We start from the raw sequence: 11,665 nt of genomic DNA, 5'->3' as shown, positions 1-11,665 counted from the left end.
GCGCACCAACTCGACCGCATCCCGCCGAAACTCCTGCGTGTACTTCGACGGACGTCCCAACGGGGACACCCCTTCCTCTGGACTCAAGATCCAGTCTCAGGGTGTCCACACCTCCGGGGGAAGCCCACATCACCGGCAGCCCGGCGGTGGTGGTGAATCCGCACAACCAGAACGTGCAGGTGCATTACAACGCGGGCGGGCAGCTGGCCGAGAACTACTGGAGCCCGGCGGGCGGGTGGAGCGGCCAGAAGCTGCTCGGGGGCAGCATCACCGGCAGCCCGGCGGTGGTGGTGAATCCGCACAACCAGAACGTGCAGGTGCACTACAACTCCAACGGTCAGCTGGCCGAGAACTACTGGCACCCGACGGACGGCTGGAGCGGCCAGCACCTGCTGGGCGGGACGATGACCAGCGACCCGGTCATCGTGATCAACCCGAGCAACCACAACCTCCAGGTGCACTACAGCGCCAACGGCCAGCTGGCGGAGAACTACTGGAATCCGGACGGCGGGTGGAACGGGCACCACACGGTGGGGAGCTGACGGCGGGTACGCGGCAACGGGAACGGGAGGTCCGGACCGCGATGCGGGAGTGGCGGAGGGCCGCGCCGGGTGCCGCCGGAACGGGCGGCGCCGAGTGGCTGGCGGTCGAGTTCGGCCGGTGCGTTCGGGAGCTCCGTGAGCGCCGGAACTGGACTCAGACCCAACTGGCCGAGGCGTCCGGGATGACGCCGGCCGCGGTGGCCCGGTTCGAGGCCGGCGGGACCGCGCCGACCTGGGCGGTGCTGGAGCGGTTCGCGACGGCGCTGGGGGCGAGTCTGACGGTGGGCTTCGAGCCGCGCGGCGAGGAGCCCTGAGCGGCGGTCAGGTCTGGTCCAGGACCAGCGTGCCCATGCCGGCGACGGCCTGCACGTCGATCCGGTCGGTGCTGCGGTCGAACGTCGGCGACACCACCGACTGGCCGCGGCGGACACCGTCCTCGACCAGGTCGTAGAGGGTGACCTTGCCGGCACCGCGCTGGGCCCGGACCCGGGCGGGGGTCCGGGCCGTGGTGTGGATCCGGAACCGGTTGATGCCGCCGGTCATCCGGATCGTCAGGGTGCCGTCCGGCCGGGGCAGGGTGAGGTCCATCCGGGTGGCGCCGCCGCGCAGGTCGACGCCGCGCAGCTTGGCCGCGCCGAGGTCCAGCACCCCGGTCTTCAGCCCGCCGGTGACGCGCAGGTTCCATCGCACGGCCGCGTTGAGCGTCACGTCGACGGCCGCGGTGCCCTTGGTGCCGGTGGCGGCCAGCGACAGCCGCACCCGGCTGCCGTCGACCGTGGTGACCGGGCGGACGCTGCTGCCCTTCGGGGCGGTGACCCGGTACATCGCGTCGCCCAGCGGCCCGGTCTTCAGGTTCACCACGGAGGCGTCGCTGACCAGGTCGAACTCTCCGGTCGCCGGCAGTTTCGGGGCGGCCGGCGGCGGTGGGGTGGTGGGTTTCGGCGCGACCGGCACGGGAATCGGCTCGGCGGCCGGCGAGGTGGCCGGGGACGTGGCCGGGCCGGTCGCGGCCGGCGGCGCGGTCTCCGGTGCGGCACTGCTCCGGTCGCGGTTCTTCAGGTAGGCCGCGCCGGCTCCGGCCATGACCGCGGCGAGCAGGACCGCCGCCGCGACGGTGAGCAGCGCGCGGCCGCGGCGCGGAGCAGGCCGGGTGGTCAGCGGGATCGCCGCGGTCGGCCGGGCCTCGGTAATGGCGGCCGGCGAGGGCTGGGCGGCCGTGTAGAAGTCCGGGGCCGGGCCCATGCGCTGGGGTGCGTCCGGCCAGTAGTCGGAGATCGAAGGCCAGGCCGGCGGCGGTTCCGGGGCGGGTTCCGGCTCGGGGCGGCGATAGAGTGCGTCGCCGTCCCGGCCGGCCGGGGCGGTGCCTTCCACGATCAGTCTCCTCACGTCCGCGTCCGGAGCCGAGGCTCTGCACAGAGGTACGGGGAAACCGCGCGATCGGATCGACTACAGGATGCAGCGATCAACTCTTGCGAATTGCGTCATTCGACCGGAATATGACAGGGCAGCGGATCGGGGGTCGTGAGCTGCGGGGCGCCGCGCGGAAGGCGGAGCGAATGTCCGAAGAGGATCTTAACGGGCCGGGCGTCCGGGTCGGTGGCTGGGTACCGCCGCTGACCGGGTCCCACCCCCGGACGTTTCCGCAGCATGTCCCGGCGCCCGGGCCGGAGCCGAGCGTCCCGCCGGACCCCGGTGACCCGGTGCTGATCGCGTCGCACCGGCGCCGTACCCCCTGGGTCGGCCTGGCCGTGCTGGCCGTCGTCGCGCTCGCCGGCGCGGTGGCACTGCACCAGGGGCAGGCCGACCGCCGGCCGCGGTTCGGCATGCCGGGCACCGTGATCCTGCCGTCCGGCGCGCCGCTCTCCGCCGTGCCCTATCTGCCGCCGCCGCCGACCGAGACGGTGGCCGCCACCACCGCGCCGCCGAGCCGGCCGGCCGTCACCGCGCAGGTCCGGCGCCCGTTGCCGACCCGATCCACCCGCCCGTCGCCGGCCGGTCCGCCGGTGGGCACGCCGTCGCCCCCGGCCCGGTCGCTGACCGTCGGCGCCACGGTCGGGCTGGAGCCGGCCGGCCGGCCCGGTTCCCGGGTGCGGCACCGCGACTTCGTCGCCCGGATCGACCGCATCGGCCCGGGAAGCACCCGCCGCGACCGGGCGGACGCCGCGTTCGTGGTGCGGGGCGGACTGGCCGACCCGCGGTGCGTGTCCCTGGAATCGGTGAACTATCCGCGGCACTTCCTCCGGCACCAGAACTTCACGCTGCGCCTGCACCCCCGGGACCGCAGCGCGCTGTACGCGGCCGACGCCACGTTCTGCCCGGTCCGGACCCGGGACGGGCACTCGCTGACGCTGCGGTCGGTCAACTACCCGGACCGGTACCTCAGCGATGCCGGGCCGGTGCTCCGGCTGCTGCCCGCGGCCCGGCAGGCGCCCACCACGTTCCAGGTTCGCCGACCGGTTTGACCATTCGCCCCGCACACCTTCCCGTTCGCGGCAATGATTTCCGGGAAGGGGTGGAGTGAAGATGCCGCGCACGCACGGAGAAACCATCGAGGTCACGGTCAAGCGCAATCCGATCTCCGGATGGCTGTCCGACCGCAACCTGGCCACCAAGAACGCGGTGGCGGTCGCCGCGATGGCGGCGGTCTCGCTCCTCGTCTGCGGGATCAGCCTGGCCCGGGTCGCCGAGATGCGGGACGACCTGGCCGAGATGAAGACGACCAGCGTGGACAGCCTGGAGCAGGTCGCCGAGCTGCGCGGCGGCATCGCCGACCTGTTCCGGGGATTGTTGCTGATCGAACTCGGCCAGGACGACGCCGGACGCAAGGTCGGACAGGACGCCGTGGTCGCCGCGGACGCCAAGATCGACGCGGCGGTGGCCGCGTACCGGACGATCGCCGCCGACTCGCCGGGCCGCCTGCAGAGCCTCACCGTGTTCGCCGAGGCGATGGACCGCTACCGCGTGCTGCGCGACACGCTGGTGCTCCGGAAGCCCCCGCCCGCCGGATTCACCATGCCGGCACCGGACCAGATCTTCGGCGAGTTCCAGCGCACCGAGGACGCGATGAATGGCGCGATTGCGGACCTGCAGCGAACCGAGGACCGTGAGGCGGACGCGCTGGCGGCGGAGGCGGCCGACAAGTACGACACCGCACGGACCCGGATGATCGCCGCCCTGGTGCTGGGCATCCTGGTGGCCGGCGGAATCGCGTACCTGGTGGCCAGGCTGATCAGGCGGCAGCTGGCGAGCGTGTCGCGGGCGCTCGGCGCGGTCGCGGACAGCAACCTTGCGGTGCCCGCCGAGGTGCGTTCGCGCGACGAACTCGGCCGGATGGCGGTGGCGGTCAACCGGGCCCGCGACGGCCTCCGGGCCACCGTCAACTCGCTGACCTCCGGCGCGCGCGACCTCGGCTCGGGGACGCAGCAGCTGACCGGCGTGACCACCCGGATCGGGGAGAGCGCCCGCGAGGCCGCCGCGCAGGCCGGGCTGGTCGCGTCCGCCGCCGGTGACGTGTCCGGCTCGGTGCAGTCGGTGGCGGCCGGCAGCGAGCAGATGGCCTCGTCGATCCGGGAGATCGCGCAGAACGCCAACGACGCGGCGCACGTGGCGTCCAGCGCGGTCGGCGTCGCGCAGACCACCAACGACACCGTGGCCAAGCTGGGCACCTCGTCCGCCGAGATCGGCGACGTGGTCAAGGTGATCACCGCGATCGCCGAGCAGACCAACTTGCTCGCCCTCAACGCGACCATCGAGGCGGCCCGGGCCGGCGAGGCCGGCAAGGGCTTCGCGGTGGTGGCCAGCGAGGTGAAGGACCTGGCGCAGGAGACGGCCAAGGCCACCGAGGACATCTCCCGGCGGGTGGAGACGATCCAGGCGGACACCTCGAGCGCGGTCGCGGCGATCGGCGAGATCTCGCAGATCATCCAGCGGATCAACGACTACCAGGTCACCATCGCCTCCGCGGTGGAGGAGCAGACCGCCACCACGGCCGAGATGAGCCGCAGCATCGCCGGAGCGGCCGGCGGCAGCTCGACGATCGCGGTCAACATCAACGGCGTGGCGCAGGCCGCCGAGACGACCAGCAGCACCCTGGTGGAGGCGGACGCCGCGGTCGCCCGGCTCAGCCGGCTGGCCGGTGACCTGCGCGGGGTCGCCGACCGGTTCCAGGTGTGAGCGTCACTCGCTGCTGACACCCGCGCCGTTGATCGAGGAGTCCTGCAGCGCGCCGGTGGTCAGGCCCCAGCGCAGCAGCAGCTCCTGGTAGACGCCGGTCTGCATCAGCTGGCGCAGCGCCTCGTGCAGCGCGTCCCGCAGCGCCGGGCTGCTCTTCGCCACCGCGATGCCGTACAGGCCGGGCTCGTACTGCACGGTGGAGGCGAGCTGGTAGTGGGTGCGCGAGGAGGGGTCGTTGGCCAGCTGCGCGGCCGGCGGGTAGTCGTTCAGGATCGCCACCGCGCGCCCGGTGCGCAGCTGCAGCAGGGCGTCCGAATTCGTCTTGTACGTCCGGATCACGATCGGCCGTCCGGCGCAGCCCTTCTGCGAGCGCTTGAGCAGGTCCTCCTGCGTGGTGGACTCCTCGACCGCGACCACCTGGCCGCACAGGTCCTTGAGTTCGGTGACCCCGGTGGGGTTGCCGCGGCGCACCACGATCGCGGTGCCGGCGGAGAAGTAGTTGATGAAGTCGGCCCGCTTCTCCCGTTCCACGGTGTCGGTGATGGACGACAGCACCCCGTCGTACGTGCCCTTCGCGGTCTCGTCGAGCGCGGTGGAGAAGTTCGCCGGTACCATCTCGATCTTGATGCCGAGGACCGACCCGAGCGCCGCGGCGAGGTCGGCGTCGAAACCGATGATGGTCCGGCCGTCCGGCGCGAACGACTCCATCGGCGCGTAGCTGGGGTCGGTGGCGAACTGGATGGTGCCGCGTTCCCGGACCGACTCCGGAAGCCGTCCCCGGATCGCCTCGTTCACCGTGATGGTGTCGGTCGACCCGGTCGCGGTGTCGCCGGTGCCGGCCGGCTGGGCGCACCCGGACACCAGCATGACGGTGGCCGCGCCGAGCGCGGTCAGGGCGGGACGTACACGCCTCATCGGGTCGCCTCCTGATCTCATCCGGCCTGCGGCACGGGTACGTCGTGGTCGGTGGTCTCGTCGGGCTGCGCGGGCTCCGCAGCCGCTGACGCCCCGGCGGCCCGGCGGCGCCGTTCGATGTCCTCGGCGGTGTACCGGTCCAGCACGTGCGGCCAGGCGACCGGCTTGGAGAACAGGAAGCCCTGGGCGTCGTCGCATCCGGCCTCCGCCAGCCAGCGCCGGACCCGGGGCGTCTCCACGCCCTCCGCGGTCACCCGGGCACCCAGGCCGTGGCCCAGTTCGATCACCGACCGGACGATGGCCCGGTCCTGGTGGTCGTGCGGCATCCCGGCCACGAACGTACGGTCGATCTTGATCTCGGCCACCGACAGGCCGCGGAGCTGCGACAGGCTGGTGTACCCGATGCCGAAGTCGTCCACCGCCACCTGGATGCCGTATCCGGCCAGTTCGCGCACCGCGGCGATCGCGGTGTCCCGGTCGCCGGCCATCGCGGTCTCGGTGACCTCCAGCGTCAGGCGCTCCGGCGGGGTGCCGGTCTCGGCCAGCACGTCCGCGACGAACCGGGGGAAGCCGGTCGCCTCCAGGTTGCGCGCCGACACGTTCACCGACACCGACCACGGGTGGCCGATCGTGGTCCACTCGGCCTGGTCCGCCAGCGCCCGGCGCAGCACCCACGCGGTGAGCGGCTCGATCAGCCCGGACTGCTCGGCCGCGGGCAGGAACGCCGGCGGCGGCAGCAGGCCCCGCTGCGGGTGCTGCCAGCGCACCAGCGCCTCCAGGCCGTACACCGCGCCGTCGGACATCCGGATCTTCGGCTGGTAGAGCAGCACCAGCTCGTCGCGTTCCAGCGCGTGCCGCAGCTCGGCCTGCACCACCAGCCACTGGGTCGGGTGGACGGTGCTCTGGCCGGAGTACAGCACGACGTCGTGGGCGCCGCGCTTGCCCTGGTACATGGCCGCGTCCGCGTTCTGCAGCAGTTCCTCGACGGCGTCGCCGTGCTCCGGGTAGAGCGCCACGCCGAAGCTGGCCTCGATGCTGAGCGGGACGTGGTCGAGGGTGAGTTCCTCGGTGACCGCGGCCCGCACGCCCTCCAGCTGCCGCAGCACGTCCGCCGCGTCCAGGCCCGGCAGGATCAGGCCGAACTCGTCGCCGCCCAGGCGCGCCACGGTGTCCTCGGGGCGGGCAGTGCCGGCCAGCCGGGTCGAGATGATCTGGAGCAGTTCGTCGCCGGCGTGGTGCCCGAGCGTGTCGTTGACCTCCTTGAACCGGTTGAGGTCGACCAGCACCACCGCGCCCCGGGAACCGCCGCGGACCGCGGACTCCAGCACCGACTCGGCACGGGCCCGGAACGCCGCCCGGTTGGGCAGCCCGGTCAGCGCGTCGTGCATCGCCTCGTGCGCGTGCCGGGCCGCGTGGCGGCGCAGAGAGCGGGTGGTGGACCAGGAGATCAACGCCAGCATGACGTACAGGCCGAGCAGGCCCGCGCCGAGCCGGAGGTACGCCACCCGCATCTGCTCCTGCAGGTGGATCGCGATGGTGTCGTACGGCAGGTACACCTCGAGGACGCCGATCGCCTGCCCGGACGCGCCGGCCCGGACCGGCCGCAGCACCCGGATCACCTCGGTGTCGCGCTCGGTGTCCGGCACGACGGCGACGTCGGCCGACCCGGCGGTGGCCGCCTTGAACGCGGGCGCGGCCACCGAGATGCCGCCGGCCGTGGAGCCGTCGTCGGCGAACACCACCTGGCCGGTGAAGCTGCGCAGGCGCATCCGGATCACCGAGCCGCGGAAGATCGCCAGGTCGGTGGCGCGCTGCAGCCGGTCGCGCTGGGTCGTGGTCAGTCCCGCCGCGAGGTCGGCACCGTCCAGGGCCGGCGCCACCGCCATCTCCTCGATGACCGCGGCCTGGGCCAGGCCCTGGTCCCGGCCCCGGCCGGCGGCGTCGTCCCGGTAGCCCTGGATGAGCACGGCGCCGAGCACGGCGACCGACACCATGCTGGCTGCGGCGTACGTCGCGAACAGCCGCGACCCGGCGCCCGCGCCGCGCGTGCCGATCCGTCGAAGCCACATGGTCCCTCTATCGGCACCCCGGGTGCCGCAGGTGAGCCATTCGCCGGATCAGCAGAACCGGGGCAGGTGGTGCGCCAGCTGGGCGCGCCACGAGGACCAGTCGTGCGGTACGTCGTGACCCCACAGGTCCAGCTCGTGCCGGATGCCCTTGCCGGCCAGCAGCCCGGCCAGGTGCCGGGTGGACGCCAGCGCCCCGGTGGTGTCCTCCCACCGCCCCTGCCCGCAGACCAGCAGCACGGACAGCCGGCTCCGCAGCCACTCCAGGTGGTCACCGTGCAGGTTCGCCACGTAGTCGGCCGGGCTGTGGAAGTAGACCGCGTCGTCGCGCTCGCCCCAGCCCCGCCAGCTGCCCGGGTCGTAGTTGCCGGAGAAGCAGAGCGCCAGCGGGAACAGGTCGGCGCGCCGGAACGCCAGGTTAAGGGCGTGGTACGCGCCCAGCGAGCAGCCGGCCGTGACGATCTCGGCGGCGTGCCCGGTGTCGGCGCGGATGTGCGGCACCACCCGGTCCAGGATCCAGGACTCGTACGTGCCGTGCCGGTGGGCGCGTTCGGCCAGCGGCAGGTGCCCGGCCGACCAGGTCCCGGCGTCGAACGAGTCGACGCAGTAGAGCTTGACCCGGCCGGCGTCGAGGAGGCCGGACACCGCGTCGACCATGCCGCCCGCGGCGAACTCGCCCGCGGTGCCGCCCTCGGTGGGGAACACCAGCACCGGACGGCCCCAGTGGCCGTAGACGGACACGGTGCCGCCGTCCCCGCCCCACGGGGAGCCCAGGTCGACGGCGTAGTGGCGCATCGGCCCGATGGTACCGAGGGTTTGCCGGATAGGGTCGGCGGCCGAACGAGGTGCGGAGGGGGAACTGCCGGCGCTGCGGGCCGTGCTGAGCGACGCCGGCGGGTACGCCCTGCTGGTGGTGGACGGGTACGTCGACCTCGACCCGGACGGGCGGCCGGGGCTGGGTGCGCATGTGCACACCGAGTGGGGCGTGCCCGTCGTCGGGGTGGCGGAGACGGCGTTCCGGTCCGCCACGCATGCCGTCGAGGTGCGCCGCGGCGGCGCGATCCGGCCGCTGTACGTGACCGCCCGCGGGCTGCCGGTGGCCGAGGCCGGGCGGCTGGTGGAACGGATGGCCGGGGCCCACCGCATCCCGGACGCGCTGCGCCGGGTGGACGCGCTCGCCCGGGCCGGTACGGCCGGCTGACGCTCAGCCCGCCGTGGCCAGCCCGAACACGCTCGCCAGGCCGGTGACCTCGATCGCCTTGCGGACCGGCGGGGACGGGTCGGCCAGGGTGAGGCCGACGCCGGCGGCCGCGGCGGCGTTGCGCGCGCTCACCAGGGCGCCGAGGGCGTACGAGTCGATGAAGCCGAGCCGGCTGACGTCCACCCGCAGGTAGTGGCAGTCGGCCGCGCGGGCCGCTTCGGCGAGGCTGTCCCGCACCTTGTCGGCGGAGTCGAGGTCGAGTTCGCCGTCGAGCGAGGCGAGGACGAGGCCGTCCGGGTCGGCCGGGGCGTACGAAACGAGGGCGTCTTTGGGCACCGTCCGAGGGTACGCACAACCGTCAGAGACCGCCTCCGACGGAGCCGTCGAGCAGCGTCTGCGCCGGGGTGGTGTGGTAGCGCGCGAGGTAGTACGCGGTGAAGACGCCCATCCGGGCGAACCCCCAGCGGCGGGCGACCGCGGCCACCGTGGTCCGGGCCGGATCGGCCGCGGTCAGCTCGGCGTGCACCCGGGCCATCCGGACGTCGCGCAGATAGGCCATCGGCCCTCTGCCGACCCGGCGGTGGAACTCGCCGCGCAGGGACCGCACGCTCACCCCGGCCAGCTCGGCCAGCCCGGTCGCGGTGTGCGGCCGCTCCGGGAAGTCTTGGACGGCGTCGATGGCGCGGGTCACCTGGCGTGGCCCGGCCCGCGACTCGGTTGACCGCAGCGCGTCCTGATACTGGTGCCCCACCGCGTACAGCAGCGCCGTCATCAGGCTCTCCTGCAGCGGCGCGGCCATGATCGGCTGGTACGCCAGGCCGGTCGGGTTGTGGATCTCGTCGCCGAGCAGCCGGATCAGGTCGGCGCAGAGGCGCCCGGGGTTCCGCCGGGGATCCAGGCAGCCGTCCAGGCGGATCGGGCCGCGCACGTCCGCGCCCAGCAGTGCCGCCAGCTGGGTCTCCAGTGCCGGGCAATCGATCTTGAGGGCGAGCAGGTGGCAGTCGGCGCTGGCCCGGACCAGCGTGGTCGCGCCGACCGGCCGGTACACCCCGGCCCGACCCGCGTCGCCGGTGATCGCCCGACGGCCCTGGCGTGCCGCGAACCGGCCGGCGAGCGGCAGGTTGACGTGATAGCTGCCCAGGTCCCGGGTGCCGCCAGCGATCTCCGCGCCGTACCGCACATCGGCCAGGGTCAGCATTCCCATGTGCAGGAAGGCGAACCGGGCGGCGAGGCCCCGGGACGGTTCGATGAGCCGCAACGTGCGCGGATACAGCTGTTCGCCGCAGACGGCCCGGGCCTCGTCCAGATCGGTCGTCTCCACGGCGATGGCGTACGGACCGATCGAATCGTCTGGTGCCATGGTGCGTTCCTCCCCGAAAAGCCGTCTTCCCGCATCGTGACTGACAAAACGTTCGAACATAAGTGGTCGCGGTTAATCACCGGCGGTCGCGGTGCTGATCGATTACCGTCCGCAGCGGCGGATCCCCGCCCGAGAAGGGAGAAGTACGGTGCAGCGGGTGAACGAACGGCTGATCAACTGGGCGAGCATCATCGAGCCGGCGACGCTGGCGCAGGCCGAGGCCACCGCGTCGTTGCCGTTCGTGTACCCGCACCTGGCCCTCATGCCGGACGCCCACCTGGGCAAGGGCGCGACCGTCGGTTCGGTCATCCCGACGCTCGGTGCGATCATCCCGGCCGCGGTGGGCGTCGACATCGGCTGCGGCATGGCGGCGGTGCGCACCCAGTACCACCGGGACGAGCTGGGACCGGACCTGGCCGGGCTGCGTACCTCGATCGAGCGTGCGGTGCCGCTGTCCGCCGGCCAGTACAACACCGTGCTGACCGACACCGCGGCGAAGCGGGTGCAGGAGCTGACCGTGGTCGCGGAGCGGGCCGGGTTCGATCCCGGCCGGTACGCCGGCAACTGGGCGCTGCAGCTCGGCTCGCTCGGTTCCGGCAACCACTTCATCGAGGTCACCGCGGACGAGACCGGCGCGGTCTGGCTGTTCCTGCACTCCGGTTCGCGCGGGGTCGGCAACAAGCTGGCGCAGCACCACATCCGGGTGGCGCAGGAGGCCATGACGCGCTGGTGGATCCGGCTGCCCGACCCGGACCTGGCGTACCTGGCGGAGGGCACCGACGAGTTCTGGGCGTACATCCGGCAGCTGCGGTGGGCGCAGGACTTCGCGCTGGCGAACCGCGACGAGATGATGGACCGGGTGGTGGACTGCTTCGCGCAGTGGCAGGGCGGTCCGGTCCGGGAGCTGGAGCGGGTGCAGTGCCACCACAACTACACCGCCCGGGAGAAGCACTTCGGCAAGGAGGTGTGGCTGTCCCGCAAGGGGGCGATCAACGCCGCGGCCGGGGTGCCGGGGCTGATCCCGGGTTCGATGGGCGACGCGTCGTACGTGGTGGTCGGCAAGGGCAACCCGCTGGCGCTGGACTCGTCGCCGCACGGCGCGGGGCGGAACTACTCGCGGTCCAAGGCCCGCAAGACGTTCACCCGGGACCAGCTGCGGGAGGCGATGGCCGGCATCGAGTACCGCGACACCGACGCCTTCATCGACGAGATCCCGCAGGCGTACAAGCCGATCGACGTGGTCATGCGGGACGCCGAGGATCTGGTCGAGGTGCGCCACACGCTGCGGCAGCTCGTGAACGTCAAGGGGGATTGAGCGGCGGCGGGGCCCGGGGGGCCGGGCCCCCCGCCCGGGGGGGATGAGACCCCCCGGCCGGGGCGGGCCCCCCCCCCACCGGCGGAACCCCCG

The 11,665-nt window shown here is 73.2% G+C and carries 12 protein-coding genes; 6 read left to right on the top strand and 6 right to left on the bottom strand.

Features of this window, described 5'->3' with window-relative positions; genetic code table 11:
• Positions 1-101 precede the first annotated feature (101 nt).
• Together LDL48_RS42870 and LDL48_RS42865 are read left to right on the top strand one after the other, a co-directional pair.
• A complete protein-coding gene (locus tag LDL48_RS42870) occupies positions 102-542 on the top strand; it encodes a DUF8189 domain-containing protein (protein WP_225260956.1) in 441 nt (146 codons plus the stop codon).
• Complete coding sequence (locus tag LDL48_RS42865; protein ID WP_225260955.1) at positions 512-856, top strand: helix-turn-helix domain-containing protein; 345 nt, start codon at positions 512-514, stop codon at positions 854-856. Before LDL48_RS42870 ends, LDL48_RS42865 begins: the two co-directional genes overlap by 31 nt.
• Before the next feature lie 7 nt (positions 857-863).
• On the opposite strand, the gene LDL48_RS42860 is transcribed toward LDL48_RS42865, so the two are convergent.
• Complete coding sequence (locus LDL48_RS42860) at positions 864-1,913, bottom strand: hypothetical protein (RefSeq protein WP_225260954.1); 1,050 nt, start codon at positions 1,911-1,913, stop codon at positions 864-866.
• 185 nt (positions 1,914-2,098) lie between these two features.
• Between LDL48_RS42860 and LDL48_RS42855 the strand changes: the two genes are divergently transcribed.
• Together LDL48_RS42855 and LDL48_RS42850 are read left to right on the top strand one after the other, a co-directional pair.
• Positions 2,099-3,004, top strand: coding sequence for an AbfB domain-containing protein (locus tag LDL48_RS42855; protein ID WP_225260953.1), 906 nt, complete (start codon positions 2,099-2,101; stop codon positions 3,002-3,004).
• Positions 3,005-3,065: 61 nt separating this feature from the next.
• Positions 3,066-4,715, top strand: a complete 1,650-nt coding sequence (locus LDL48_RS42850; RefSeq protein WP_225260952.1) for a methyl-accepting chemotaxis protein — start codon at positions 3,066-3,068, stop codon at positions 4,713-4,715.
• Positions 4,716-4,718: 3 nt separating this feature from the next.
• Here LDL48_RS42850 and LDL48_RS42845 read toward each other — a convergent pair whose 3' ends face one another.
• From LDL48_RS42845 to LDL48_RS42835, 3 genes are read right to left on the bottom strand one after another with little or no spacing between them, the layout of a single operon-like run.
• On the bottom strand, positions 4,719-5,630 hold the full coding sequence (locus LDL48_RS42845; RefSeq protein ID WP_225260951.1) for an ABC transporter substrate-binding protein: 912 nt from the start codon (positions 5,628-5,630) through the stop codon (positions 4,719-4,721).
• Positions 5,631-5,647: 17 nt separating this feature from the next.
• Positions 5,648-7,699 carry a putative bifunctional diguanylate cyclase/phosphodiesterase gene (locus tag LDL48_RS42840; RefSeq protein WP_225260950.1) on the bottom strand — a complete coding sequence of 684 codons (2,052 nt, stop codon included), beginning with the start codon at positions 7,697-7,699 and terminating at the stop codon, positions 5,648-5,650.
• Positions 7,700-7,747: 48 nt separating this feature from the next.
• Positions 7,748-8,491, bottom strand: coding sequence for an esterase family protein (locus LDL48_RS42835; RefSeq protein ID WP_225260949.1), 744 nt, complete (start codon positions 8,489-8,491; stop codon positions 7,748-7,750).
• An 82-nt stretch (positions 8,492-8,573) separates the two neighbouring features.
• On the opposite strand from LDL48_RS42835, the gene LDL48_RS42830 reads away from it, so the two are divergent.
• Positions 8,574-8,897 carry a hypothetical protein gene (locus tag LDL48_RS42830; protein WP_225260948.1) on the top strand — a complete coding sequence of 108 codons (324 nt, stop codon included), beginning with the start codon at positions 8,574-8,576 and terminating at the stop codon, positions 8,895-8,897.
• A gap of 3 nt (positions 8,898-8,900) precedes the next feature.
• Here the strand turns inward: LDL48_RS42830 and LDL48_RS42825 are convergent, their stop codons facing one another.
• A complete protein-coding gene (locus LDL48_RS42825) occupies positions 8,901-9,233 on the bottom strand; it encodes an STAS domain-containing protein (RefSeq protein ID WP_225260947.1) in 333 nt (110 codons plus the stop codon).
• 22 nt (positions 9,234-9,255) lie between these two features.
• Entirely contained in the window at positions 9,256-10,257 is a 1,002-nt protein-coding gene (locus LDL48_RS42820; RefSeq protein WP_225260946.1) for an AraC family transcriptional regulator, read from the bottom strand.
• Positions 10,258-10,414: 157 nt separating this feature from the next.
• Between LDL48_RS42820 and LDL48_RS42815 the strand changes: the two genes are divergently transcribed.
• The gene (locus LDL48_RS42815) at positions 10,415-11,572 is read left to right on the top strand and encodes an RtcB family protein (RefSeq protein WP_225260945.1); all 1,158 of its coding nucleotides are present in this window, start codon (positions 10,415-10,417) and stop codon (positions 11,570-11,572) included.
• Positions 11,573-11,665: the final 93 nt, after the last annotated feature.

Origin of the sequence: Jidongwangia harbinensis, assembly GCF_020216025.1 — a bacterium.
Classification (GTDB): domain Bacteria; phylum Actinomycetota; class Actinomycetes; order Mycobacteriales; family Micromonosporaceae; genus Actinoplanes; species Actinoplanes harbinensis.
This window is presented reverse-complemented; position numbering and strand designations above follow the sequence as displayed.

What these genes read in the sequence shown, in the direction of transcription:
- LDL48_RS42845 (WP_225260951.1), bottom strand. Translation starts at nt 5,630, where the DNA reads ATGAGGCGTGTACGTCCCGCCCTGACCGCGCTCGGCGCGGCCACCGTC.
- LDL48_RS42820 (WP_225260946.1), bottom strand. Translation starts at nt 10,257, where the DNA reads ATGGCACCAGACGATTCGATCGGTCCGTACGCCATCGCCGTGGAGACG.
- LDL48_RS42855 (WP_225260953.1), top strand. Translation starts at nt 2,099, where the DNA reads ATGTCCGAAGAGGATCTTAACGGGCCGGGCGTCCGGGTCGGTGGCTGG.
- LDL48_RS42850 (WP_225260952.1), top strand. Translation starts at nt 3,066, where the DNA reads ATGCCGCGCACGCACGGAGAAACCATCGAGGTCACGGTCAAGCGCAAT.
- LDL48_RS42835 (WP_225260949.1), bottom strand. Translation starts at nt 8,491, where the DNA reads ATGCGCCACTACGCCGTCGACCTGGGCTCCCCGTGGGGCGGGGACGGC.
- LDL48_RS42840 (WP_225260950.1), bottom strand. Translation starts at nt 7,699, where the DNA reads ATGTGGCTTCGACGGATCGGCACGCGCGGCGCGGGCGCCGGGTCGCGG.